General features: G+C 65.8%; 27 protein-coding genes. 17 read left to right on the plus strand and 10 right to left on the minus strand.

The genetic code is table 11. The features are described from left to right. Positions 1–61 precede the first annotated feature (61 nt). The 4 genes from H3H39_RS15560 to H3H39_RS15575 all read left to right on the plus strand — a co-directional run bounded on the left by H3H39_RS15560 (position 62) and on the right by H3H39_RS15575 (position 4,436). Positions 62–859 (plus strand): ComF family protein, encoded by a 798-nt coding sequence (locus H3H39_RS15560; protein ID WP_182154302.1) that lies wholly within the window; start codon positions 62–64, stop codon positions 857–859. Positions 860–878: 19 nt separating this feature from the next. Further along, positions 879–1,349, plus strand: a complete 471-nt coding sequence (gene trmL / locus H3H39_RS15565) for a tRNA (uridine(34)/cytosine(34)/5-carboxymethylaminomethyluridine(34)-2'-O)-methyltransferase TrmL (RefSeq protein WP_182154303.1) — start codon at positions 879–881, stop codon at positions 1,347–1,349. A gap of 203 nt (positions 1,350–1,552) precedes the next feature. Continuing rightward, entirely contained in the window at positions 1,553–1,873 is a 321-nt protein-coding gene (locus tag H3H39_RS15570) for a hypothetical protein (RefSeq protein ID WP_182154304.1), read from the plus strand. A 43-nt stretch (positions 1,874–1,916) separates the two neighbouring features. Further along, positions 1,917–4,436 carry an FAD-binding oxidoreductase gene (locus H3H39_RS15575; protein ID WP_220461562.1) on the plus strand — a complete coding sequence of 840 codons (2,520 nt, stop codon included), beginning with the start codon at positions 1,917–1,919 and terminating at the stop codon, positions 4,434–4,436. Positions 4,437–4,444: 8 nt separating this feature from the next. On the opposite strand, the gene H3H39_RS28380 is transcribed toward H3H39_RS15575, so the two are convergent. Continuing rightward, positions 4,445–5,446 carry a class I SAM-dependent methyltransferase gene (locus H3H39_RS28380; RefSeq protein WP_182154305.1) on the minus strand — a complete coding sequence of 334 codons (1,002 nt, stop codon included), beginning with the start codon at positions 5,444–5,446 and terminating at the stop codon, positions 4,445–4,447. Positions 5,447–5,632: 186 nt separating this feature from the next. On the opposite strand from H3H39_RS28380, the gene H3H39_RS15585 reads away from it, so the two are divergent. After that, on the plus strand, positions 5,633–6,103 hold the full coding sequence (locus H3H39_RS15585; RefSeq protein WP_182154306.1) for an acyl-CoA thioesterase: 471 nt from the start codon (positions 5,633–5,635) through the stop codon (positions 6,101–6,103). A 37-nt stretch (positions 6,104–6,140) separates the two neighbouring features. Here the strand turns inward: H3H39_RS15585 and H3H39_RS15590 are convergent, their stop codons facing one another. Genes H3H39_RS15590 through H3H39_RS15600 form a run of 3 tightly spaced genes read right to left on the minus strand, consistent with a single transcriptional unit; the run spans position 6,141 to position 8,268 of the window. Further along, positions 6,141–6,584 carry a MarR family winged helix-turn-helix transcriptional regulator gene (locus H3H39_RS15590; protein WP_182154307.1) on the minus strand — a complete coding sequence of 148 codons (444 nt, stop codon included), beginning with the start codon at positions 6,582–6,584 and terminating at the stop codon, positions 6,141–6,143. After that, a complete protein-coding gene (locus tag H3H39_RS15595; RefSeq protein ID WP_182154308.1) occupies positions 6,581–7,057 on the minus strand; it encodes an adenylyltransferase/cytidyltransferase family protein in 477 nt (158 codons plus the stop codon). Before H3H39_RS15595 ends, H3H39_RS15590 begins: the two co-directional genes overlap by 4 nt. 41 nt (positions 7,058–7,098) lie before the next feature. After that, entirely contained in the window at positions 7,099–8,268 is a 1,170-nt protein-coding gene (locus H3H39_RS15600) for a PilT/PilU family type 4a pilus ATPase (RefSeq protein WP_182154309.1), read from the minus strand. A gap of 155 nt (positions 8,269–8,423) precedes the next feature. On the opposite strand from H3H39_RS15600, the gene H3H39_RS15605 reads away from it, so the two are divergent. The 4 genes from H3H39_RS15605 (at position 8,424) to H3H39_RS15620 (ending at position 11,681) form a co-directional block, all read left to right on the plus strand. Next, positions 8,424–9,362, plus strand: a complete 939-nt coding sequence (locus H3H39_RS15605) for a hydrogen peroxide-inducible genes activator (protein WP_182154310.1) — start codon at positions 8,424–8,426, stop codon at positions 9,360–9,362. A gap of 69 nt (positions 9,363–9,431) precedes the next feature. Further along, entirely contained in the window at positions 9,432–10,286 is an 855-nt protein-coding gene (gene ubiA / locus H3H39_RS15610) for a 4-hydroxybenzoate octaprenyltransferase (RefSeq protein WP_182154311.1), read from the plus strand. Between the two features lie 118 nt (positions 10,287–10,404). Then, positions 10,405–10,770, plus strand: a complete 366-nt coding sequence (locus tag H3H39_RS15615) for an ElaB/YgaM/YqjD family protein (protein ID WP_182154312.1) — start codon at positions 10,405–10,407, stop codon at positions 10,768–10,770. Between the two features lie 146 nt (positions 10,771–10,916). Then, on the plus strand, positions 10,917–11,681 hold the full coding sequence (locus tag H3H39_RS15620) for a substrate-binding periplasmic protein (protein ID WP_182154313.1): 765 nt from the start codon (positions 10,917–10,919) through the stop codon (positions 11,679–11,681). Between the two features lie 26 nt (positions 11,682–11,707). Here the strand turns inward: H3H39_RS15620 and H3H39_RS15625 are convergent, their stop codons facing one another. From H3H39_RS15625 to H3H39_RS15635, 3 genes are all read right to left on the minus strand, one after another. After that, entirely contained in the window at positions 11,708–12,007 is a 300-nt protein-coding gene (locus tag H3H39_RS15625; RefSeq protein WP_182154314.1) for a high-potential iron-sulfur protein, read from the minus strand. A gap of 118 nt (positions 12,008–12,125) precedes the next feature. After that, positions 12,126–12,950, minus strand: coding sequence for a pyrroline-5-carboxylate reductase (proC, locus tag H3H39_RS15630; protein ID WP_182154315.1), 825 nt, complete (start codon positions 12,948–12,950; stop codon positions 12,126–12,128). Positions 12,951–12,963: 13 nt separating this feature from the next. Beyond that, positions 12,964–13,665 (minus strand): YggS family pyridoxal phosphate-dependent enzyme, encoded by a 702-nt coding sequence (locus H3H39_RS15635; protein ID WP_182154316.1) that lies wholly within the window; start codon positions 13,663–13,665, stop codon positions 12,964–12,966. 172 nt (positions 13,666–13,837) lie between these two features. On the opposite strand from H3H39_RS15635, the gene H3H39_RS15640 reads away from it, so the two are divergent. From H3H39_RS15640 to H3H39_RS15670, 7 genes are all read left to right on the plus strand, one after another. Beyond that, a complete protein-coding gene (locus H3H39_RS15640) occupies positions 13,838–14,881 on the plus strand; it encodes a type IV pilus twitching motility protein PilT (RefSeq protein ID WP_182154317.1) in 1,044 nt (347 codons plus the stop codon). Between the two features lie 100 nt (positions 14,882–14,981). Beyond that, complete coding sequence (locus H3H39_RS15645) at positions 14,982–16,118, plus strand: PilT/PilU family type 4a pilus ATPase (RefSeq protein ID WP_182154318.1); 1,137 nt, start codon at positions 14,982–14,984, stop codon at positions 16,116–16,118. Continuing rightward, positions 16,118–16,603, plus strand: coding sequence for a glutathione peroxidase (locus tag H3H39_RS15650; protein ID WP_182154319.1), 486 nt, complete (start codon positions 16,118–16,120; stop codon positions 16,601–16,603). The genes H3H39_RS15645 and H3H39_RS15650 overlap by 1 nt, the downstream gene beginning before the upstream one ends. 196 nt (positions 16,604–16,799) lie before the next feature. Further along, positions 16,800–19,271, plus strand: a complete 2,472-nt coding sequence (locus tag H3H39_RS15655) for a putative bifunctional diguanylate cyclase/phosphodiesterase (RefSeq protein WP_182154320.1) — start codon at positions 16,800–16,802, stop codon at positions 19,269–19,271. A 22-nt stretch (positions 19,272–19,293) separates the two neighbouring features. Then, a complete protein-coding gene (locus tag H3H39_RS15660) occupies positions 19,294–19,788 on the plus strand; it encodes a hypothetical protein (RefSeq protein WP_182154321.1) in 495 nt (164 codons plus the stop codon). A gap of 141 nt (positions 19,789–19,929) precedes the next feature. Then, positions 19,930–20,262: an ArsR/SmtB family transcription factor gene (locus tag H3H39_RS15665; RefSeq protein WP_311196932.1), complete on the plus strand. Its 333-nt coding sequence runs from the start codon at positions 19,930–19,932 to the stop codon at positions 20,260–20,262. Positions 20,263–20,270: 8 nt separating this feature from the next. Then, positions 20,271–20,528, plus strand: coding sequence for a hypothetical protein (locus H3H39_RS15670; protein WP_182154323.1), 258 nt, complete (start codon positions 20,271–20,273; stop codon positions 20,526–20,528). 18 nt (positions 20,529–20,546) lie between these two features. Here the strand turns inward: H3H39_RS15670 and glcF are convergent, their stop codons facing one another. The 3 genes from glcF to H3H39_RS15685 are packed head-to-tail and all read right to left on the minus strand — an operon-like array spanning position 20,547 to position 24,348. Beyond that, positions 20,547–21,788, minus strand: coding sequence for a glycolate oxidase subunit GlcF (gene glcF, locus H3H39_RS15675; protein WP_182154324.1), 1,242 nt, complete (start codon positions 21,786–21,788; stop codon positions 20,547–20,549). Between the two features lie 9 nt (positions 21,789–21,797). After that, entirely contained in the window at positions 21,798–22,847 is a 1,050-nt protein-coding gene (gene glcE / locus H3H39_RS15680) for a glycolate oxidase subunit GlcE (protein ID WP_182154325.1), read from the minus strand. 10 nt (positions 22,848–22,857) lie between these two features. Next, on the minus strand, positions 22,858–24,348 hold the full coding sequence (locus tag H3H39_RS15685; protein WP_182154326.1) for an FAD-linked oxidase C-terminal domain-containing protein: 1,491 nt from the start codon (positions 24,346–24,348) through the stop codon (positions 22,858–22,860). Between the two features lie 179 nt (positions 24,349–24,527). Between H3H39_RS15685 and H3H39_RS15690 the strand changes: the two genes are divergently transcribed. Then, the gene (locus tag H3H39_RS15690; protein WP_182154327.1) at positions 24,528–25,082 is read left to right on the plus strand and encodes a cob(I)yrinic acid a,c-diamide adenosyltransferase; all 555 of its coding nucleotides are present in this window, start codon (positions 24,528–24,530) and stop codon (positions 25,080–25,082) included. Positions 25,083–25,106 lie beyond the last annotated feature (24 nt).

Genomic DNA, 25,106 nt, shown 5'->3' on the forward strand with positions numbered 1-25,106 from the left:
TTAATAGGGGACGGTGAAGATGCGATAATGTCGGCAGTGTACATGGTTGTAGCCAAACGCGATGCCGACCGCCCCGCCACCGCCGCGCCGTCCGCCACCCGCCAGCGCCCGCGCGCTGCTGCGCCGGACCGGTACGGCCTTGCTGCATGGCTTGCTGCCGACGGCGTGCGCACTGTGTGGCGCCGCCTGCCCGGATACGCTGTGCGCACCTTGCACTACCCAGTTTTTCGGCGCCGGTGGCGACCGCCCGGCGCGCTGCCACCTGTGCGCCAATCCGCTGCCCGCCGGCGCCGAGGCGGGCACCGCTACCGGACCTGGCCTGTGCGCCGGCTGCCTGCTGCACCGGCCCGCGTTCGACGCCACCGTGGTGGCCGCCGATTACGCCATGCCGCTGGACCAGCTGGTATTGCAGTTAAAATTCGGCCACCGGCTGGCGCACGCCGCCCTGTTCGCCCGCTTGTTGCGCGACGCCGTGCTGGAGCGGCCCGGCTTCGTGCTGCCGGCCCTGCTGTGCCCGGTGCCGCTGGGGCCGCAACGGCTGGCCGAACGGGGCTACAACCAGGCGCTGGAAATCGCCCGTCCGCTGGCGCGCATGCTGGGCGTAGCGCTGGCGCCGCGGCTGGCCTGGCGGGTGCACGACACGCTGGCCCAAAGCCGTGTCGCGCCGGCGCAGCGCGGCCGCAACGTGGTCCATGCGTTCGCCGTGGCCGACCCGGCGCTGGTGGCCGGCCGCCACATCGGCATCGTCGATGACGTCATGACCAGCGGCAGCACCTTGCAGGAGCTGGCCGCCACCCTCAAGCGTTACGGCGCCGCGCGCGTGAGCAACCTGGTGTTCGCGCGCACGCCGCCCCACTGATTTTTTTAGGAGAAGCACCTTGTTCCACGTCGTCCTCGTCAACCCGGAAATCCCGCCCAACACGGGCAACGTGATCCGCCTGTGCGCCAACACGGGCGCCCAGTTGCACCTGATCGAACCGCTGGGCTTTCCGCTGGAAGACTCGAAACTGAAACGCGCCGGCCTCGATTACCACGAGTACGCGCAAATGAAGGTGCACAAGAACTGGGATGCGTTCCTGGCCGCCGTCCAGCCCGACCCGGCCCGCATGTTCGCCATGACCACGCACGGCTCCTCGCCATTCGCCAACGCCGCGTTCCGGCCCGGCGACGTGTTCGTGTTCGGCTCCGAAACGCGCGGCCTGGACCCGGCCCTGCGCGAGTCGTTCCCGCCGGCCCAGCGCATCCGCCTGCCGATGCGGCCCGACAACCGCAGCCTGAACCTGTCGAACACGGTGGCGGTGGTCGTGTTCGAGGCGTGGCGCCAGAACGGCTACGCGGGCGGCGCCTGACTGCGCGGGCGCGCCGGATCGGCCCCCGCCTTCGTGCGCCGCCAGCCCACGCCAACGGCGGGATTCCAGCCCACCACGCAACTTTCAAAAACGGCAACTGATTGCCCACAAAAAAGTGAATTTCTGCTAATCTCAGGCATCAAGAACCAACCTGCGGACCCGCCACCCGCCGCCTGACGATGCAGAAATCGACGTTTCCACTGATGCTGATGCCCGTCATCGCCTTGGCAGCGGGCGTGTTCGATTATCGTCGGCCGCATGGCGGCGACGTGGCATCGCTGGCCTTCGCGCTGGCCGCGCTGCTGCTGATATTTTGCTGGTTCCACCTGGACGCCACCCAACGCCACTACCGGCGCAGCGCCATGCAGCTGGGCGCCATGCTGATCCTGCCGGCGTTGGCCCTCCCCTGGTATCTGTTCAGATCGCGCGGCGCCTTGCGCGGCGCCGTCGCCATCGGCAAGGCCCTGCTGCTGTTGCTGGCAACCATGAGCTGCTACGGCCTGGGCGCCCGGCTGGCCGCCTGATTACCGCCCGATACCCGCCCGCCCCTCACTTTCACGGACCGCCATGTCCCACATCCGCATGTTCCGCCCCCTGCGTTCGCCGGCCGGCGTGCTGGCCATACTGCTGGCCATGCTGGCCTTGCCGCTCCAGCTTCCCGCCATAGCCGCTGCCGGGACAGGCGCGGTCATTAACGACGTCACCCAGCTCAATCCCATTCCCGTGGCGCAGGTGCTGACACCGACCCGGCTCGACGAGATCGTGGCCGCCGTCAAAACCCATCATGGCCCGATCTCCATCGGCGGCGGACGCTACAGCATGGGCGGCCAGACGGCCACGGAACAGGCGCTGCAGATCGACATGCGCCAGTTCGACCAGGTGCTCGCCTTCTCCGCCGAGCGCAAGGAAGTCACCGTGCAAACCGGGATCACCTGGCGCAAGCTGCAGCGCTTCATCGATCCCCACAACCTGTCGCTGCAGATCATGCAGACCTATTCCAACTTCACAGTGGGCGGCTCGCTCAGCGTCAACGTGCATGGGCGCTACATCGGCCAGGGACCGCTGGTGTATTCCGTCAAAGCGATCCGCATCGTGCTGCCGGACGGCCGCCTGGTGCGCGCCAGCCGCGACGAGAACAGCACCATCTTCTACGGCGCCATCGGCGGCTACGGCGCGCTGGGCGTGATCGTCGAGGCCACGCTGGCCTTGACAGACAACGTCGCCGTCGAGCGCAAGTCGGAAGTCATGCCGCTGTCGGCCTACCGCGCCTACTTCTTCGGCAAGATCGCCAGCGATCCGGACGTGGTGTTCCACAATGCCGACATTTACCCGGACGCGTTCGACACCGTGCGCGCAACGTCCTACGTCAAGACCAGCAAGGCGCCGACCGTGCCGCAACGCCTGATCCCGCCCGACCAGCGTTATTGGCTGGACCGCGGCGCCTTCTGGATCATGTCGGAACTGCCGTTCGGCAAAGCGTTCCGCCAGCACGTGATCGACCCGCTGGTGTTCCGCGGCGAGCGCGTGGAGTGGCGCAACTACGAGGCCAGCTACGACGTCAAGGAACTGGAGCCGTCATCGCGCCAGGACTCGACCTACGTGCTGCAGGAATATTTCGTGCCGGTCGAACACCTGGAGCAGTTCGTGCCGAGGATGGGCGAGATCCTGCGCCGCCATCACGTCAACACCATCAACGTCTCGATCCGCCACGCCAAGCAAGACCCGGGCACCCTGCTGGCCTGGGCCCGCAAGGAAGTATTCGCCTACGTGCTGTACTACAAGCAGGGTACGGGCGCGCAGGACAAGGCCGCCGTGCGCGCCTGGACCCGCGAAATGATCGACGCCGCCACGGCCATGGGCGGCGCCTACTATCTGCCGTACCAGATCCATGCCACGCCAGCCCAGTTCCACGCCGCCTACCCGAACGCCGGCGCCTTCTTCCAGCTGAAAAAAGCGCTGGACCCCGACAACAAATTCCGCAACAAACTATGGGATGCCTATTACCTGCCCGCCGCGCCCGCCACGCCTGCCGCCAGGGTGGCGGTGACGGCCAGCCCCGCCGCGCCGCCCCTGCCGGTCCAGCGCACCGCGCCGCAGGCCTTGCCGGCGCCAACGGTCGCCCGCGCGCTGGCTTCCGTGCCCGGCTACCGGCGCGACGAAGCCCAGACCTACCTGACCTTGCCGGAATGGGTGCTGGTCTACCACCCCGATGAATATGCCCGCTTCATCAAGGACCATCCGCCATCGGCCTACCCTTACTTTGGCGCCATCGGCCAGTTCTGGGGGTACTACTGGGACGCCTATGCGGCCACCCGCGCCAGCTACGATTTCAACTGGGGCTATCACTTGATGGTGTGCGTGATCGGCACCAGCTACACGGTGGAGAACGCCATCAAGGGCGCCTATGAAGACACACTGGGGCGCGCCAGCGAAGCGACCCGCGGCGCCAACGTGACGCCGGAAGAAGTGTTCGCGGCCAGGGTGGCGCAGGACTATGTGGACTTCATCCGGGTCGACCCGTGGTACGAGTTTTCATTCGCCACACCGCTCAAGCGCCTGTGGGTGGAGACGCCGCTGACCGGCCCCGACATGGTACGCAAGTGGGAACGCAAGCTGATCCTGAGCCTGGAATACACGATCAAGGCCAGTTACGCCAGCGCCATCAAACTGGCCAGCAAGGCCGTGTATGGCGACGCCGACACGGAAATGCTGGCCCTCACCAGCCACGTCGCGCCCGATGCGCTGCGCCCCGGCAGCAAGATGCAGGTGATCAGCCAGTTCGCCGACGGCAGCACCCTGCTGTCGCTACCCCGCTACGAGGCATTCCGCGACGACGTGATCGAACTGGGCAAGCAAGGCGTGGCGTTCCGCGAAATCGCCGGCAACGGCACCATCCTCGTGACCAGCCTGGTCCCGGCCGACTGGCGCTACGACCTGGCCGAGGGCAAGGTCCTGTTCGAAAAGCCCATCCTGACGGCGCCGCGGCAAAAGCGCATCGCCATCAATGCCCCCGTGCGCCATCTGACCGATATCGTCCGCCAGCTCGCGGCCCGCCACTACACGGTGGAACACATCTACGATTACTGACGCCGGACTCAGACCCGCACAAATTCCATCAACGCGTTGCGGGTGGGATCGCCGGGCTGATACAGCTGCTTGCCCGTGTTCTTGAAGCCGCGCTGCTCCAGGTAGGCCGTCAGCTGGGACAGCGACGTGAAGTTGCGAATCTCGGCCTGGTTGAGGTTCCAGTCCGTGCCCAGGCCCATATTGAAGACGTCGTGCGCCAGCGCCACCATGCGATTCATGTCGTCCGAACTGACGTCGTGGTCGCGCACGATCAGGCGCCCGCCCGGCCGCAATGCGCGCCGCAGCGACTGCACGAAACCATCGAGCCGGTCCGGCGGGCTGTGGTGGAAGCCGATGAAATTGCTGATCAGGTCCAGGCTGCCATCGGCCACCTCGGTCCCCGTCAACGGCGCATATTGCTTGAGCGGCACGAAGCGGCCCAGCTTGAACAGGCTGCCCCGCTCGGCCAGATCGACGGGAGAATAGGCGGCTGCGTCCGTGTGCACCAGCACCAGGTCGCCCTTCAGTTCCAGCGCGCTTCGGAAGGCACTGATGTAGCGGCCGGTGGTGCCGATTTCCATGTACCCGTCGACGCGGCGCGCATCGCCCAGCAGCGACAGCATTTCGCGCGCCATTTCCCGCTTCTGCCGCGCCAGCGCCGGCAAGGCATAACGCACATCGCCCAGCAGCGGCTTGATTTCGCCCAGCCGCGACTGGGCCAGCCGGTAGATGTCGCGGTCGCACGGCGCCGCCGCGCTGACGTCGGCAATCAACTGGTGCAAGCGCTGTTCCGGATACAGGTGATAGACGTTCTGCAGGAACTGGTAGAACGCCGCCTTCAGCTGCGGGTTGCCGTAGATGGCCTTGAAATTGGAGGTCTGCTGCAAGGCGTAGCCGTTCTGTGCGTCCGCCGTGGCCGTGCCCGTGGTCCGCGCGATGGCGGGCAGGCCGCCGTCCAGCGCCAGCAGCGCGCCGAACAGCGCGATCCATTTCAGCGCCTGGCGCCGCTCTCCGTTTTCCACACTGACCACGACGCCGCCTTCGTTAATTATTTGAAAACAATTATACAGCGGCGCAGGCGGACCGGGCGCCGGGACCGCCAGCCGGCCAGGGCGGACGGAAACCGCATGGTTTGTTCGATGTCCACGCATGGTTCAAATTTGAACTATACTGTTCAAACCTGAACCAAATTTCATTACCTTTGCGGAGCCCCTGCCATGAATCTGTTTATCCGGCTGTTCTACGTGCTGATCACCACGCTGTTCCGCCCGCGCCTGCCTGTGGGCCCGGCCACCAGCGAACTGGCGTTGATGACCATGCCCAACGACCTCGACATCAACCTGCACGTCAACAACGGCCGCTACCTGACGCTTTGCGATCTGAACCGGGTCGACCTGTTCATCCGCTCCGGCCTGGCGCGGCTGATGGTCAGGCATGGCTGGATGCCCGTCATCGCGGAACATACGATGAAGTACCGCAAGGAGCTGGGCGTGTTCCGCCGCTTCAAGGCGACGATGGAATTAACGCACTGGGACGAGCGTCACTTCTTCATGACGCACCGCTTCACCATCGGCGACAAGCTCATCGCCGAGGGCACGTCGAAAGGTCTGTTGGTGGGCAAGCAGGGCGTCGTCGCACCCCATGTGGTGATCGCCGCCCTGCAGGCCAGCCAGGACGCCCGCACCTGAATGGAAGCCGCGGCGGGCCTGGCCACGGCGGCTGCCGCTACAGCAGTGCTTCCAGCTGGGCCGACACGCGTTCCATCACGCGGCCGATGATGCTCAGTTCCGCCTCCGACGTGCCGGCCACCATGGCCTGCACCACCTCGCTCTGGATCTTCATGGCCTGCTGCGCCAGCGCCATGCCGGCCGGCGTCAGGGTCAGGCGCTTGGTGCGGGCGTCCTCCGCGTCGGTATCGCGCGTGACGAGGCCGCGCTCGGCCATCTGGGTCAGCAGCATGCTCACGCCGCTCTTGGTGATGAAACAGCGCGCGGCCAGCTCGCGCTGGCTGAGGCCAGGCCGGGTGGCCAGCGTGGCCAGCACTTCCAGGTCGCCCACCCGCAGATGGATTTCGGCCAGCCGCCGGCTGACCACCGTCTCGCACAGGTTGTAGGCGCGCACAGTCGCCAGCCACGTCTGCGTGCCGTGCGGCGACGACGGCTGTTTCATGCCTGGCGTACCTTGTTCAGCAGCTTGGTGGTCGAGCGGTCGTGTTCGAAATCGATGGCGATGGCCTGGCCGCCGTAGGCCAGCACGGCCTGGCCTTCCGGGATGGCCCCCATGTCGTAGTCGCCGCCCTTGGCGTAGATTTCCGGGCGGGCTTCCAGCACCACTTGCAGCGCCGTGTCCTCGTCGAAGTCCACCACCAGGCTGACCGATTCCAGCGCGGCCAGCACGGCCATGCGGTCGGCGCAGTTGTTCAGGGGCCGGTCGTCGCCCTTGCCCAGCCGTTTGACGGAGGCGTCCGTGTTGGCGGCCACCACCAGCGAGGCGCCCAGCGCGCGCGCCTGCGCCAGGTAGGTCACGTGGCCACGGTGCAGGATATCGAACACGCCATTGGTCAGAACCACGGGCTTGGGCAGCGCGGCCACGCGCGCGGCCAGTTGTTCACGGGTGCAAATCTTGTTTTCAAATACGGGCATGTTTTTTCTTGGGTGGTGCGGCGGCCCAGGGCCGGCCGGGTTTATTCGTCTTCTTCCTCGTCGTCCATCTGCATGCTGAGTTCGCCGCCGGACGCGCCCGACGGTTCGTCGCGCCGCTCGCCGCGCAGCTTGATCTGCAGACGCAAGCCATTGGCCGAGTCGGCGTTGCGGATCGCTTCCTCGTAGCCGATGTAGCCCTTATTATAAAGTTCATACAGGGCCTGGTCGAAGGTGCACATGCCCAGTTCGCGCGACTTGTGCATGATTTCCTTGATCGACTGGAAATTGCCCTTGAAGATCATCTCGGCGATGGTGGGCGTATTGAGCAGGATTTCGATGGCCGCCTTGCGGCCCTTGCCATCCTCGGTGCGCACCAGCCGCTGCGAGACGATGGCGCGCAGGTTGGACGACAGATCCATCAGCAACTGGTTGCGCCGCTCCTCGGGGAAGAAGTTGATGATGCGGTCCATGGTCTGGTTCGAGTTGTTCGCGTGCAGCGTGCCCAGGCACAAGTGGCCCGTCTCGGCGAACGCGATCGCGTGCTCCATGGTTTCCGTGTCGCGGATCTCGCCGATCAGGATCACGTCCGGCGCCTGGCGCAAGGTGTTCTTGAGCGCGTTGTGCCACGACAGCGTGTCGACGCCCACTTCGCGGTGGGTGATCAAGCAGCTCTTGTTCTTGTGCACATACTCGACCGGATCCTCCACCGTGATGATGTGGCCGGCCGAATTGGCGTTGCGGTAATCGATCATGGCCGCCAGCGTGGTCGACTTGCCGGAACCCGTGCCGCCCACCACCAGCACCAGCCCGCGCTTGGTCATGATGACCTCTTTCAACACGTCGGGCAGGTCCAGCTTTTCGAAGGTGGGAATCTCGGAGGCGATGGTGCGGATCACCATGGCCACGTTCTGTTGCTGCACGAACACGTTGACGCGGAAGCGGCACACGTCGGGCAGCGAGATGGCGAAGTTGCACTCCAGTTCCGCTTCGAACTCGGCGCGTTGTTTTTCGTTCATGATGGACAGCGCCAGCGCGCGCGTCACCTGCCCGTTCAGCTTTTGCTGGCTGAGCGCCTTCATGGCGCCTTGCGACTTCATGCTGGGTGGGAAGTCGGCGGAAATGAACAAGTCCGAGCCGCCCGTGTGGTGCATGACTTTGAGCAGCTTGTGCAGGTAGGCCTGGGCCTCTTCGGGGCCAAAAGTGGAGGACATGCGAACCTTTCGATCAGTCGATACAGCGACACGGCCGTGGTGTGTCATTATATCGGCAGCGCCCGGCGCCACCGCTTTTTCGTGAATGACACAACGGTTGAGATTGACCTCTTTATATCATTGCGTCGCCGCAATGCCTGTGTTCAAATACCTTTATGACACTGACCGAACTGAAATACATCGTTGCTGTTGCACGAGCGAAACACTTCGGCCACGCCGCCGAGGCATGTTATGTCGCCCAGCCAACACTCTCGGTAGCAATCAAGAAGCTCGAAGACGAGCTGGGTGTCGTATTGTTTGAACGGGGCGGAGCGGAAATCTCCGTCACCCCGCTGGGCGCGCAGATCGTGGCCCAGGCCGAACGGGTGCTGGAACAGACGGCCGCCATCAAGGAATTGGCCAAGCAGAACAAGGACCCGCTGGCCGGCCCGTTGCGGCTGGGCGTGATCTACACCATCGGCCCCTACCTGCTGCCGCCGCTGGTGAAAGCCATGATCACCAAGGTGCCCCAGATGCCGCTGATCCTGCAGGAGAATTTCACCGTCAAGTTGCTGGAAATGCTGCGCCAGGGAGAACTGGACGCGGCCATCATGGCCCTGCCGCTGCCCGAACACGGCATGGCCGTACAGGCGCTGTACGACGAACCGTTCGTCGTGGCCATGCCGCCCCAGCATGCATGGGCGCGGCGCCCGGCCATTCCGGCCGAGGATTTGAAGACGGAAAACATGCTGTTGCTGGGCAACGGCCACTGTTTCCGCGACCAGGTGCTGGAAGTGTGCCCGGAAATGGCGCGCTTCTCCTCGCCCGGCAACGGCATGCAGCGCACCTTCGAAGGCTCGTCGCTGGACACCATCCGCCACATGGTCGCTTCCGGCATCGGCCTGACGGTGCTGCCGCGCGCCTCCGTGCCGGACATGGACAGCGACACGGGCATGCTGCGCTTCCGCCATTTCACCCAGCCGGAACCGTCGCGCCGGGTGGTGATCGTGTGGCGCAAGAGCTTCACCCGCAAAGCCGCCATCGACGCCATTTGCGCCGCCGTGGCCGAATGCCACCTGCCCGGCGTCACCCCATTGCCGATCGACGCCCACTGAGTCCCTCCCCTGACGCGCCGGCCCAGGATTTGCGATAATCGCGTTTTGCCCTGGAACGGACGCCCCCTCATGAACAAGCTGGAGCTGTACGCGCGCCTGCTGCGCCTCGATAAACCGATCGGCACGCTGCTGCTGCTGTGGCCCACGCTGAGCGCGCTGTGGCTGGCCTCGGGCGGCAAGCCGGACTGGAAACTGGTGGCCATCTTTTCGCTGGGCACGCTGCTGATGCGTTCAGCCGGCTGCGCCGTCAACGATTACGCCGACCAGGATTTCGACAAGCACGTCAAGCGCACGGCCCAGCGCCCCATCACCAGCGGCAAGGTCAGCGGCAAGGAAGCGCTGGCCATCGCCGCCGCGCTGGCCGTGCTGTCGTTCTGCCTGATCCTGCCGCTCAACGCGCTGACCAAGCAATTGTCGGTGGCCGCCGTGCTCATCGCCGCCAGCTATCCCTACTTCAAGCGCTTCTTCGCCCTGCCCCAGGCCTACCTGGGGATCGCGTTCGGCTTCGGCATCCCGATGGCGTTCGCCGCCGTGCAGGACACGGTGCCGCCGCTGGCCTGGGTGATGCTGGTGGCCAATGTGTTCTGGGCCCTGGCCTATGACACGGAATACGCCATGGTGGACCGCGACGACGATTTGAAGATCGGCATCAAGACTTCCGCCATCACCTTTGGCCGCCACGACGTGGCCGCCGTCATGTTCTGCTACGGCGCCAACCTGACCTTGTTGCTGGCCTGCGGCTGGCTGTTGGGTCTGCGCATCTGGTTCGTTACGGGACTGCTGGCCGCAGCCGCCATAGCGGCGTACCATTACACTTTGATACGGGGCCGTGAGCGCGACGCCTGCTTCTACGCCTTCCGCCACAACAACTGGCTGGGCGCCGCAGTGTTCGCCGGCGTGGCCCTGGATTACGCGCTGCGCTAAGTACGACACCAGGCGCGTTCGGCACACGCTTGATCTGGCGCACAGCGCCGTCCGCGCAGCAACTTATACACTGGGCATTTCACGATGTAGTGATCCACCTTACCAGGGAGTAACCATCATGGAACAGACTGTGCAACAAGGAAATGGCGCCGTGAACGGCAACATGGCGCAAAGCCAGGCCAACAGCCACGAAGCGCGCGAAAAACTGATGAACGATCTGAAGCTGGTGATCGGCGACGCCGAGAGCTGGCTCAAGGAAGCCAAGCGCAACGCGGCCAACAACGCCGGCGAAGCGCAGGCCCGCTTCGACGACACCCTGCGCACGGCCAAGTCGGATCTGTTGCGCCTGCAGGACAGCATGACGGCGCGTGGCAAGCTGGCGGCCCAGTCGGCCGACAGCTACGTCAAAGGCCATGCGTGGCAGGCGGTGGGCCTGGGCGCGGCCGTGGGCGTGATCGCCGGCCTGCTGCTGGCGCGGCGCTAAGCAGGACCGAAGCGTCAACCAGCCATCGGGGGGCCGGCGGCTTTAGTTTCCGCAGGGAAAGCAAAGTTTCCACCGGCGCGCCGGCATGCCATAATGGCGCCGCAGCGCGCGGTGGCTACCGCGCCATCTCCCGAACCTGGAACGTCATGTCGTCTCGCTTGCCCTATCGTCTGCTCGCCGTGCTGGCGGCCTGTATCGCGTTGCCGCCCGCCGGGGCGGTGGAAGTGAAGATGGCTTTCGGCGAAAAAATCCCCCCGTTCTGCTTTCCGGAAACCAACTCCGGCATCGAACTGGAGGTCATCGGCGAAGCGCTGGCCTACCGGGGCCACTTGCTCAAGCCCCAGTATTTCCCGTTCGCCCGGGTGCCCATCGCCTTCAAGGGGCGGATGGTGGACGCGGCCATGACGGACCTGGGCGAGGACATGACTGCCGCCGGCGGCTGGTATGGCGACCCCGCCGTCCTGTATGACAACGTGTTCATCAGCCTCAAGGAACGCCATCTGGCGATCCGCGGCCCGCAGGACTTGCGGGGGCTGCGCGTGATCGCCTTCGCCGGCGCCGCCAAGCGTTATCCCGACTGGCTGGGGCCGGTCAAGGAGGCGGGCCTGTATTTCGAACAGAACGACCAGGCGCTGCAAGTGCTCACGCTGGAAAAGGGCCGCTATGACCTGGTGCTCAGCGATCGCAACATCTTCAAATACTTCAGCTTGCAACTGAAGCGCGAGCACGGGGTGCCGCTCAAGCCCACCCAGGAGCATGGCTTCGTCAAGCTCAACCCCATGGATTACCGTCCCGTGTTCCGCGACAGCCATGTGCGCGACGACTTTAACGCCGGCCTCAAGCACTTGAGGGACACCGGGCGCTACAACGCCATCTACCAGAAATACCTGGGCGACGAAAAAAGTAACTAAGGAGCAGCTAAGGGCAACTGAGCGGCTCAGCTAAACGCGCTGCACCAGCCGCCAGCCAGCACCAGCTTGCCGGGGAACAGCGGGCAGCCGCCCTTGCCATCCGGGCCATCCTCGTAGATCTGGCATTTGGAACATCGCTGGTCGGGCTGGTGCTCGGGGAACCTGGCCTGATCCACCCGGGCCGTCTCCGTCACGTAGCCGAATTCCAGCGCCTTGGGGTCATCCTCGCGCAGCGCCGTACGTTCGTCGGCCACGGCCAGCCGGCCCAGGCCGGCGGCAGCCAGGCCCGCCACGGCACGCATGATGAAGATTCTGCGATTGGCCATATTGCCTCCCGAATGTTGTGTAGCCGTCATGATACTCCCCAGCCACCACGCCGGCCTGATCCCAGATCCGCACCCGGATCGCCGCCATGCGGGCCGGCGGCGATGTTGACGTCATAGTTCAGGCGGCGCCGCCCAACTCGTCGCCCAGCTCCTTGCCGCGCTGGGCCGCCGCTTTCACGGCCGTGATGATGGCCGCCTTCACGCCGCTGGCTTCCATGCTGGTCAAGGCCGCGTACGTGGTGCCGCCCTTGGACGTGACGCGCTCGCGCAGCAGCGACACCGGTTCGTCCGACTGCGCGGCCAATTGCGCCGCGCCGGTGAAGGTGGCCAGCGCCAGCTGCTTGCCCTGCTCCGCGCTCAGGCCCAGTTCCGCCGCCGCCTGCTGCATCGCTTCGATGAAGTAGAACACATAGGCCGGGCCGCTGCCCGAGACAGCCGTCACGGGGTCGATCTGCGCTTCGTCGTCCAGCCACACGGTCTGGCCCACGGCTTTCAGGATGGCGTCGGCCGCGTCCTTCTGCGCGGCGCTCACGCCGGCCGTGGCCACCATGCCCGTGATGCCCTGCCCGATCAGGGCTGGCGTGTTGGGCATGCAGCGCACGATGGCGCCGTAGCCGCCCAGCCAGCGCGACAGGTCGGCGGCGCGGATGCCGGCCGCGATCGACAGCACCAGCGGCGGCGTGTTCTTGTCCAGCAGCGGCAGCAACTGGGCCGCCACTTCGCGCATGCTTTGCGGCTTGACGGCCAGCACGATCACGTCGCGCCCCGCCAGTTCGCCGCCGGCGGCGCTGGCCGTGGTCACGCCGAACTTGGCGCGCAACTGGTCCAGCGCGGCGCCGTTGGGGTCGACCACGTGGATGTTCTGGCCCGCCGTCAGCTTGCCCGCCAGGCCCGCGATCAGGGCCGATGCCATATTGCCGCCGCCGATAAATGCTATTTTCATGTCGCTCTCTCGTTTAATGGTAGTTGCGTGATCCGAATATGGCGCTGCCGATGCGCACGATGGTGGCCCCTTCGACGACGGCCGCGTGCAGGTCGGCCGACATGCCCATCGACAGCGTGTCGAGCGGGATGCCAGCGGCGCGCAACTGCTCATACAGCGCGCGCAGTCGGGCGAACGGGGCTCGCTGTTGTTCCATACTGTCAGCCGGTTCGGGAATCGCCATCAAGCCGCGCAGCCGCAAATTGGGCAAGGCCGCCACTTGCGCGGCCAGCGCGGCCACTTCCTCGGGCGCCGCGCCGCTTTTACTGGCCTCGCCGCTGATGTTCACTTGCAGGCAGATGTTCAGCGGCGCCTTATCCGCCGGGCGCTGCTCGGACAGGCGCTGGGCGATCTTGAGCCGGTCGACCGTATGCACCCAATCGAAATGCTCGGCGATGGGCCGGGTCTTGTTGCTCTGGATGGGACCGATAAAGTGCCATTCCAGCGCCGCGCCGGGCGCGCCAGCGGCCACAGCGGCGATCTTGTCGAGCGCTTCCTGCAGGTAGTTTTCACCAAACGCCAGCTGGCCGGCCCGCACCGCTTCCAGCACGGCTTCCGGCCCGAACGTCTTGGACACGGCCAGCAACTGGACGGCGCCGGGCGGACGGCCACACTCTTGTAATGCGGCAATTATTGTGCCGCCGATGGCTTGCAAGTTCTGGGCGATTGTGGACATAATCAGTGGGCAATGAGCAGTAGGCAATGAGCAGTTGGCAATGAGCAGTAGGCAATAAGCAGTGAGCGATGAACGCACGGCGATCAGCGGACAGTTACACTATCGGCTGAACAAACCGCCGCACCGGTGAGCCGTCCCGGCGCGCGCCCGACAACAGGCACAGGGATTATAAATGGACATTTCAGAACTGCTGGCATTCTCCGTCAAGAACAAGGCCTCGGACTTGCACCTGTCGGCCGGCTTGCCGCCCATGATACGGGTGCATGGCGACGTGCGGCGCATCAATCTGCCGCCGCTGGAGCACAAGGATGTGCACGGCATGATCTATGACATCATGAACGATGGCCAGCGCAAGGCCTACGAGGAAATGCTGGAATGCGACTTCTCGTTCGCCATCCCCGGCCTGGCGCGCTTCCGCGTCAACGCCTACAACCAGGAACGGGGCGCCTCGGCCGTGCTGCGCACGATTCCGTCCAAGATCCTCAGCCTGGAAGAGCTGAACTGCCCCAAGATCTTCGCCGAGCTGTCGCTCAAGCCGCGCGGCCTGGTGCTGGTGACGGGACCGACCGGTTCCGGTAAATCGACCACGCTGGCGGCCATGGTCAACCACGTCAACGAGAACGAGTATGGCCACATCCTCACCATCGAAGACCCGATCGAATTCGTGCATGAATCGAAGAAGTGCCTGATCAACCAGCGCGAAGTGGGACCGCACACGCTGTCGTTCAACAACGCGCTGCGCTCGGCCTTGCGGGAAGATCCGGACGTGATCCTGGTGGGCGAGTTGCGCGACCTGGAAACCATCCGCCTGGCGCTGTCGGCGGCCGAGACGGGCCACCTGGTGTTCGGCACCCTGCACACTTCGTCGGCCGCCAAGACCATCGACCGTATCGTCGACGTGTTCCCGGCCGATGAGAAGGAGATGGTGCGGGCCATGCTGTCCGAATCGCTGCAGGCCGTCATTTCGCAAACCCTGCTCAAGACCAAGGACGGTTCGGGCCGGGTCGCCGCGCACGAGATCATGGTGGCCACACCGGCCATCCGCAACCTGATCCGCGAAGCCAAGATCGCGCAAATGTATTCGGCCATCCAGACCGGCAGCAACGTGGGCATGCAGACGCTGGACCAGACCCTGACGGACCTGGTGCGGCGCAACGTGATCTCGTCGGCCGCCGCGCGTTCGGCCGCCAAGACGCCGGACAACTTCCCTGGCTGAACATCAAACACCGGGGTCAGTTCCGGCAATCGGCCAAGGACGATGCGTCCTTGGCCGATTGCCGGAACTGACCCCGCCTTCCATCAACCAGGAGCGCACCATGGAACGCGACCAGGCATCAAAATTCATGTTCGACCTGCTGCGCCTGATGCTCAGCAAGAAGGGCTCGGACTTGTTCATCACGGCCGGCTTCCCGCCCGCCATCAAGATCGACGGCAAGATGACGCCCGTGTCGGCCCAGGCCCTGTCGGCCGCCCACACGGCCGACCTGGCACGCTCCATCATGAACGACAAGCAGACCGCCAACTTCGAGCTGACCAAGGAAGCCAACTTCGCCATCAGCCCCGGCGACCTGGGACGGTTCCGGGTTTCGGCCTTCGTGCAAATGAGTTCGGTGGGCATGGTGCTGCGGACCATCACCAGCGAGATCCCCAAGCTGGAAGACCTGGGCTTGCCGGAAGTGCTGAAGGACGTCGTGATGTCCAAGCGGGGCCTGGTGATCATGGTGGGCGCCACCGGTTCAGGTAAATCGACCACGCTGGCGGCCATGGTGGGCTACCGTAACGAGAACAGCTACGGCCATATCATCACCATCGAAGACCCGGTCGAATACGTCCACCCGCACAAGAACTGCATCGTCACCCAGCGCGAGGTGGGGGTCGATACGGAGGACTGGGAAGTGGCGCTGAAAAACACGCTGCGCCAGGCGCCGGACGTGATCCAGATCGGCGAGATCCGCGACCGCCAGACCATGGACCACGCCATCGCCTTCGCCGAGACGGGCCACTTGTGCCTGGCCACGCTGCACGCCAACAGCGCCAACCAGGCGCTGGACCGCATCATCAACTTCTTCCCCGAGGAGCGCCGCCAGCAATTGCTGATGGACTTGTCGCTCAACCTGCGCGGCATGATTTCCCAGCGCCTGATTCCGCGCAAGGAGAGCAAGGGCCGCGCCGTGGCCATCGAGATCATGCTCAATTCGCCGCTGATCTCGGACCTGATCTTCAAGGGCCAGGTGCACGAGATCAAGGAGCTGATGAAGAAGTCGCGCGAACTGGGCATGCAGACCTTCGACCAGTCGCTGTTCGACCTGCACGAAGCCGATCTGATAACCTATGAGGATGCGCTGCGCAACGCCGACTCCGTTAACGATTTGCGCCTCACCATCAAGCTGGAAGGCAAGGCCGCCAAGACGCGCGACCTGTCGGCCGGCACCGAACATTTGGGAATCATCTGATGCACACTATTTTCGACCTGGAAGCGGACACCCTGTCCGGCAAACCTGTGAGCCTGAGCCAATACAAGGGCCAGGTGCTATTGATCGTCAACACGGCCAGCAAGTGCGGCTTCACGCCCCAGTACCAGGGCCTGGAGGCCGTGTACGCGCAATTCAAGGACAAGGGCGCCGTGGTGCTGGGCTTTCCGTGCAATCAGTTCGGCGCCCAGGAACCGGGTTCGGCCGACGAGATCGGCGCTTTCTGCGAAAAGAACTACGGCGTCAGCTTCCCCATGTTCGCCAAGGTGGACGTGAACGGCAGCCAGGCCCATCCCCTGTTCAAGCAGCTCAAGAAGGACGCGCCCGGCCTGCTGGGTACGGAAGGCATCAAGTGGAATTTCACCAAATTCCTGGTGCGCAAGGACGGCACCGTCTACAAGCGCTACGCGCCGGCCACCAAGCCGGAGGAACTGATCGCCGACATTGAAAAGCTGCTGGCCGAATAGCGCCCGGTCGCGCCATTGCTTGCAAGGTGCAAGCGAGTGGACAGGGCGCACGCCCAATGCCGGCATGAACTTTACAAACGGCAAAATAAAATGCCGGAGAATTAACTATTCGGTAATAATAAGGGTGGATCAATTCGCCGGATGATATCGACCATCTATGCCTCTGCTGGGGAAACTACTGTCGCGCTGGTCGCGGATGGGGATCTATTCCCGCCTGTTCCTGCCGATCTTCGTCATCATCGCCGTCGTCACGGGCGTGCGTTACACGCTGCTGGTCGACAGTGAGTCGCAGGCGGCCGGCGCGCACTACCGGCGCCAGGCGCGCGAACTGGAAAGCTATCTGAGCACGGCGCTGCAGCCGGCGCTGGCCGCGCGCGACCGCGCCGCGCTCGACGCCACCCTGGCCGGCGCCCTGCTGCTCAACCCCGACGTGGCCGACGTTCACCTCGACTACCCCGGCGGCCACCTGGAAGCGCTGCGCGCGGCGCCGTCGCCGGTGCGCCACCCGGACTGGTTCGCCGCCCTGGACACGGTGCCGGCGCTGTCCATGGAACACGCCCTCGGCCCGCACGCCACGCTGGCGCTGCGTTTTTCCCCCACCGCGCCGCTGAACGCCGTGTGGCACACGGTGCGCCAGCAAGCCGTGATCTCGGCCATCAACATCACCATCATCTACGCGCTGCTGGGCGTACTCGTGTGCCTCAACCAGCGCATGCTGCGCCGGCTGCAACAGGCCACCGACCGTTTCCAGAACGGCGACTACGCCGTGCGCATGCCGGTGCGCGGCACGCTGGAGGCGCGCGCGCTGGCACGCACCTTCAACAACATGGCCGAGAAAGTAGCGGCGCTGGTGCACACCCTGCGGCGCAGCCAGCAGCAACTGCGGGAGGAGAAGGAGCGCATCGAAGTGACGCTGGCGTCGATCGGCGACGCCGTCATCACCACCGACACAGCCGGCCGCATCGCCACCGTCAACGCCGTGGCGCAAGCGCTCACCGGACGCAGCGAGGAACAGGCGCGCGGCATGGAACTGCACCAGGTGTTCGCACTGGCCAATAACTTCGGCCAGCACACGCTGCTCAAGGCCACGGATGCCATCTGCGCCGGCGGCGCCGCCGTCAAGATGGCCAACCAGGCCTTGCGCCACTTGTCTGGCGCGCTGGCCACCATCGAATACACGGCCGCCGCCATCCGCTCGGCCAATGGCGCCGTGCATGGCATGGTGCTGGTGTTCCGCGACGTGAGCGAACGGCGCCAGCTGATCCAGCAGATGTCGTGGCAAAGCAGCCACGACGTCCTCACCGGCCTGCCCAACCGCAGCGCGCTGGCGGCCCGCTTCGAGCACGAGATCGCGCGTGCCCGCGAAGGCGGCTACCGGCTGGCCGTATGCCTGTTCGACCTGGACCACTTCCAGCAAGTGAACGACAGCCTGGGCCAGGCCGTGGGCGACGCGCTGCTGACGCAAGTGGCCAGCCGCCTGCACGACCTGGCCGAACAGCGCCAGTACGTGGCGCGCCTGGGCGGCGACGAATTCGTGCTGCTGCTGCCGGAACTGGGCGAACGGACCGCCATCGGCCAGCTGCTGCTGCGGCTGATGGCGGCGCTGGAACGCGACTACCTGTGCGAAGGCGAAGTGGTGAAGATGTCGGCCAGCGTGGGGGTGGCCATCTACACCGGCAACGAGGCCAGCGCCGACCACCTGCTGCGCCAGGCCGACCAGGCCCTGTACCAGGCCAAGCTCACGGGCCGCAACCGCTATCACTTCTTCGACGCCGACCTGGACGAGCAGGTGCGCACCCACCACAACCGCCGCACCGAGGTGCGCGCCGCGCTGCGGGCAGGCCAGTTGCGGCTGCACTACCAGCCCAAGCTGGACATGCGCTCGGGCCGTATCATCGGCATGGAGGCGCTGCTGCGCTGGCAGCACCCGCTGCGCGGCCTGGTGGGGCCGATGGAGTTCCTGCCCATCGTCGAGCACAGCGACATCATCGTCGACATAGGCGAATGGGTGCTGCGCGAAGCGTTGCGCCAGCTGCAAACGTGGCGCGCCGAGGCGCCGCACTGGGTGGTGAGCGTCAACATCGCGGCGCGCCACTTCCAGCGCGCCGATTTCGTCGAGCGCCTGGGCGCCATCCTGGCCGAATTCCCGGACGTGCCGCCGGCCATGCTGGAACTGGAGATCCTGGAATCGTCGGCCCTGAGCGACGTGGCCCACGTGCGCGCCATCATGCAGGCCTGCCAGCGGCAAGGCATCAGCTTCGCGCTGGACGATTTCGGCACCGGCTATTCGTCGCTGTCCTACCTCAAGCGGCTGCCGGCCGACACGCTGAAGATCGACCAGAGCTTCGTGCGCGCCATGCTGGTGGACCGGGAAGATTTGCACCTGGTGTCGGCCATCATCAACCTGGCGCGCTCGTTCGGCATGCGCATCATCGCCGAGGGCGTGGAGACGGTGGAACATGGCGCCATGCTGATGCGGCTGGGCTGCGACCTGGCCCAGGGCTACGGCATCGCCCGCCCCATGCCGGCCGACGAAGTGCTGCCCTGGGTGGCCGCATTCGACAGCGCCCCGCTCTGGCAGGCGGCCGCGCAACTGCCGCCCATCGTCACCCTGCACGGCGCGGATGCCGACGGCGACGCCCAGTTCCCGCTGTTCGCGGCGGGCTGAATTGACCACAAGGAGAAACCAGATGAACAAGACCCTGCTGGCGGCCTGCCTGCTTATCACCACCACCGCCGCCACCAGCGCCTACGCCGACGAAGCCGGCGATTGCAGCGCCGCCGCCGGTTCCTACCGTACCGGCGTGGTGGTGCGCGGCCCCGCGTTCGCCCACGGCCAGTACCGCAAGGGCGTGGAACTGTCGCACACGCACCTGACGATGAAGGCGGACCAGGATGGCCGCATCTACGACGTCGCCATCGACAATGTGTTCGTACCCGGTTTCGACCGCAACCAGGCCGGCATCCCCGCCCCGCTCAACGCGATCCGCGTGAACGACCGGATCGGCGTGTGCGGCCAGCTTTATACGAAAGGCGTGGGCATCCACTGGGTGCACACCAACTGCGGCAAGCGGCCCACGCCGGCCCATCCGGACGGCTGGCTCAAGGAGCTCAAGCCGGACGGCACGCCCGGCCCCAGCGTGACCGGCAACCCGGACTTCTGCCCGATATTCAGGAACCGCTGACTTAGCTCGCGGTGTGAACCAAAATTGGGGACGGACCCCAATTAGCGCGAGCGCTAATTGGGGTCCGTCCCCAATTTTGGTTCACACCGCGCCATGGTGAACTCGCTTGCCTTATCCCCATGTGTAAGATATTCTTTACACGTGAAAACGAAAACATTACAACTCGACGGAGACCGGCTGCTGGCCACGCTGTCGGCGCTGGCCAATCCGCACCGGCTGCGCATCATCGCGATGCTGGAATCGGGCGGACGCAACTACGTCAGCCAGCTGGCGCGCGAGCTGGGCATCAGCCGCCCGCTGCTGCACCTGCACCTGCAAAAGCTGGAAGACGCGGGCCTGGTGACCAGCCAGCTGGAACTGTCCCCGGACGGCAAGGCGCTCAAGTTTTTTGAGGCGGCCCCGTTCGACGTCGAACTGACCCCGGCCGCCATCGCGCAGGCAGCGCAATCCCTGACCAACCATACTGAAACGTAGAGGCCATCATGTCCGAAAGTGTATTTCTTCTGACGATCTGCCTGCCACTCGCCACCATTGTGGTGGTGTTCGGCATGCGCTCCTATGCCGCCATCCAGCAGGCCAAGGCGCGCCTGGCCAACGACAACGCCTACCGCCAGATCGCCGAACAGGCGGCCGCCGCGCAAGCGGAAACGGCGCGCCGCCTGGCTTCCATGGACGCCACGCTGAGCGAGCTGAAATCGCGTCTGGCGACGGTGGAGAAAGTGCTGAAGGAAGTGGAATAAGCGGGCGCCGGCGCCCCACTAGGAAGCCAGCGCGCGGTCGATCAGTTCTATCCAGTGCTGCACGGGCGTGTCCGTGCCCGATTGCAGGTGGGCCTGGCAGCCCACGTTGGCCGACACGATCACTTCCGCCCCCGTGTCCGCCAGGTTGGCCAGCTTGCGGTCGCGCAGTTGCAACGATAATTCCGGCTGCAACAGCGAATAGGTGCCAGCCGAGCCGCAGCACAAATGGCTGTCCGCGCACAGCTTCACGTCCACACCAGCCGCGCGCAGCACACCTTCCACCTTGCCGCGTATCTGCTGGCCGTGCTGCAGCGTGCAAGGCGGGTGGTAGGCCACGCGCTCGCTGATTTTGCCGCGCAGCTTGCGCCCCAGTTCCTCCTCGAATTCCGGCATTACCTCGCTCAGGTCGCGCGTCAACGCCGAAATGCGTTCGGCCTTGGCCGCGTATGCGGCATCGTGCGCCAGCAAGTGGCCGTATTCCTTGACGGTGGCGCCGCAGCCGGACGCCGTCATCACGATCGCTTCCACCCGCGGCACGCCCTCCGTGCCTTCCACGTAGGGCCACCAGGCGTCGATGTTGCGGCGCATGTCATCCAGGCCGCCATCCTGGTCGTTCAGATGGTAGCGCAGCGCGCCGCAGCAGCCGGCCCTGGGTGCGCTCAACAACTGCACGCCCAGCGCGTCCAATACACGCGCCGTGGCGCTGTTGATATTGGGCGCCATGCCCGGCTGGGTGCAGCCTTCCAGCACCAGCATCTTGCGTGCATGCGCCCCCGTGGGACGCTGGCCCGCGCCTTGCACGTGCGGGATCTTGTCCTGCCAGGGCTTGGACAGCAAGGGCCGCAGCAACTGGCCCGCCCGCAACGCCGGCTTGAACACCCAGCTGCGCGGCAGCGCTTCTTTCAACACGGCGCGTTTGAGCCGTTCGGCCAGCGGGCGCTGCACGCGCTGCTCGACCACCTTGCGGCCGATGTCGACCAGCCGCCCATATTTGACGCCGGACGGGCAGGTCGATTCGCAATTGCGGCAGGTCAGGCAGCGGTCCAGGTGGCTCTGGGTCTTGGCCGTGACGGGCGCCCCTTCCAGCACCTGCTTGATCAGGTAGATGCGCCCGCGCGGCCCGTCCAGTTCATCGCCCAGCAACTGGTAGGTGGGACAGGTGGCCGTGCAAAAGCCGCAGTGCACGCAGGCGCGCAGGATGGCGTCGGCTTCGTCGCCGTCGCGCGTGTTCTTGATGAAATCGGCGAGATGGGTTTGCATGGGACTCCGTCAATACATGCGGCCGGGATTGAAGATACCGGCCGGGTCGAAGCTGGCCTTGAGCCGCTGATGGATGGCCGCCACGGCCGGCGCCAGCGGCTGGAACACGCCCGCGCTGCGGTCGCCGCCCCGGAACAGCGTGGCGTGCCCACCCACGGCGCTGACCGTGCGGCGGATGCTGGCCGCGTCGCCGCCGGCCACCCGCAGCCAGCGCTGCGCCCCGCCCCACTCGATCAACTGTGCACCTTTCATCACCAGCGCGCTGGCGGCCGACGGCACCGACAGCCGCCACAACTCGCCGCCGTCGAAAAAGGCGTGGCGCTGGTCGCGCAGGCTGGCCCAGAACGCCCCGTCATGTTCGACCGGCTGGCCCCCCAGCTTGCGCCGCGCGGCGCCGACGGCCGCTTCGGCGCCGGACAGGCGCAGCGAAAGGATGCCGTCGTGCCAGCAGCTGGCCGAGATGGGCAGCGGCTGGCCGCCCCACTCGTTCAGGCGCCGCAGCGCGTCGATTTCCGACAGCTCGAAGCGGATGCTGGCCTCGCACACGGGCAACGGCAGCACCTTGAGCGACACATCCATGATCAGGCCCAGCGTGCCGAGCGAGCCGGCCAGCAGGCGCGACACGTCATAGCCGGCCACGTTCTTCATCACCTGCCCGCCGAAGCAGAGCAACTCGCCCCGCCCGTCCATCAAGGCCGCGCCCAGCACGAAGTCGCGCGCGGCGCCGGCGCTGGCGCGGCGCGGGCCGGACAGCGCGGCCGCCACCACGCCGCCGATGGTGGAGACGGCGCCGTAACGGGGCGGTTCAAAGGCCAGCATCTGCCCCTGTTCGGCCAGCAGCGCTTCGATCTCGGCCAGCGGCGTGCCGCAGCGGGCCGTGATCACCAGTTCCGTCGGTTCGTAAGCGAGCACGCCGTGGTAGGCGCGCGCGTCCAGCAATTGGCCGGTGGGCATGTTGCCGTACCAGTCCTTGGTGCCGCCGCCGCGCAGGCGCAGCGGCGTGCCGGCGGCCGTGGCGGCGCGGATCTGCTCTTGGTATTGGTTGATAATCGCTTGCAAAGTGACTCCGTCAGAAACGCGGCAAACCGGGGAATTTCAGTACCCCGCCCGTGACCCGCATCTTGCCCATGTCGGCGCAGCGGTTCAGGGTTGGTATCGCCTTGTCGGGATTGAGCAGCTTCACCGGGTCGAAGGCGCGCTTGACGGCGAAAAACGCTTCCAGCTCCTGGGGCGTGAACTGCTCGCACATGGAATTGATCTTCTCGATACCCACGCCGTGTTCGCCCGTGATGGTGCCGCCCACTTCCACGCTCATCGCCAGGATCTCGGCGCCGAACGCCTCGGCCCGCGCGAATTCGTCAGGTTGGTTGGCGTCGAACAGGATCAGCGGGTGCAGGTTGCCGTCGCCGGCATGGAACACGTTGGCGCAGCGCAGGCCATACTTGCTCTCCATGCGCGCGATCCCGGCCAGCACTTCGGCCAGCCGCTTGCGGGGAATGGTGCCGTCCATGCAGTAGTAATCGGGCGAGATGCGGCCGGCGGCCGGAAACGCGTTCTTGCGGCCGGACCAGAAGCGCAACCGCTCGGCCTCGTCCTGCGACACGGCGATGGCGCTGGCGCCGGCCGCCTGCAGCACGGCCGTCATGCGCGCGATGTCCTCCTCCACCTCCTCCACCGTGCCGTCAGCCTCGCATAGCAGGATGGCGGCGGCCTCCGTGTCGTAGCCGGCCTTGCAGAACGGCTCCACCATGCGGGCCGAAGTCTGGTCCATCATCTCCAGCCCGGCCGGGATGATGCCAGCCGCGATCAGGTCAGCCACGGCGTTGCAGCCGGCCCCCACTTCGCTGAACGACGCCATGATCACGCGCGCCGTGGACGGTTTGGGAATCAGCCGCACCGTCACTTCCGTCACGATGCCCAGCATGCCTTCGGAGCCGATGAACACGGCCAGCAGGTCCAGGCCCGGCGCGTCGAGCGATTCGCCGCCCAGTTCCACCACCTCGCCTTCGATGGTGACCATGCGTACCCGCAGCACGTTATGCACCGTCAGGCCGTATTTCAGGCAGTGCACGCCGCCCGAGTTCTCGGCCACGTTGCCGCCGATGGTGCAGGCGATCTGGGACGAAGGGTCGGGCGCGTAGTACAGGTCGTGGCGGGCGGCGGCGTCGGAAATGGCCAGGTTGCGCACGCCCGGCTGCACCACGGCCGTGCGGGCGTAGGCATCCATGCGGACCACCTGGTTCATGCGCGCCGTGGACAGCACCACCCCATCCGCGATCGGCATGGCGCCGCCGGACAGGCCGGTGCCGGCGCCGCGCGGCACGATCGGCACGCCCAGTTGGCGGCACACGTTGACGATGGCGATCACCTGCGCCTCGCTGTCGGGCAACACCACCACCATGGGTAGCTGGCGGTAGGCCGCCAGCCCGTCGCATTCGTAGGGACGGGTATCCTCCGGCTCAGCCAGCACGCAGCGCGCGGGCAGCACGGCGCGCAGGGCGTCGGCCACTTGCTGCCGGCGGATGAACAGGTTGGCCGGGTCGGGGGAAGCGGTGTGCATGGCGGCGGTGGGAACAAGTCGATAGACGTCGATTGTAAGCACAAACGGCGTCGCCGTCGCGCCGGGCGATCAATTGGCGCTGACTCTGGACGCGATTCGCCGCGTCGGCGGTGGGGGAAATCGGGTGGCGGGCGGGGTTTTGGCGTATCCTCACATCTTTTCACGGATCAGGAACCATCATGGGCAACCGACTCTCCAAGATCGCCACCCGCACCGGCGACAACGGCACCACCGGCCTGGGCGACGGCACGCGCACCGACAAGGACAGCGTGCGGGTGCACGCCATGGGCGACGTGGACGAACTCAATTCCAACATTGGCCTGCTGCTGTGCGAAGCCATGCCCGACGACCTGCGCGAGGAACTGGTGACGATCCAGCACGACCTGTTCGACCTGGGCGGTGAGTTGTGCATCCCCGGCTACCAGATGATCACGGATGCCCACGTGGCCCGGCTCGACGACCTGCTGGCCAAGTACAACGCCGACTTGCCGGCGCTGACGGAATTCATCCTGCCGGCCGGCTCGCGGGCGGCCGCCGTGGCCCACGTGTGCCGCACCGTGTGCCGCCGCGCGGAACGGGCCATCGTCACGCTGGGCAAGGCTGAAACCATCCACGACCATCCGCGCCAGTATGTGAACCGGCTGTCGGACCTGATATTCGTGCTGTCGCGCGTGCTCAACCGCTTCGACGGCGGCAGCGACGTGCTGTGGCAGCACGAGCGCAAACGCGGGTAAGGTAACCGGCCCGCGCCCCCAGGA

The sequence above is a fragment of the Rugamonas apoptosis genome (genome assembly GCF_014042355.1).
Lineage (GTDB): Bacteria > Pseudomonadota > Gammaproteobacteria > Burkholderiales > Burkholderiaceae_D > Rugamonas > Rugamonas apoptosis.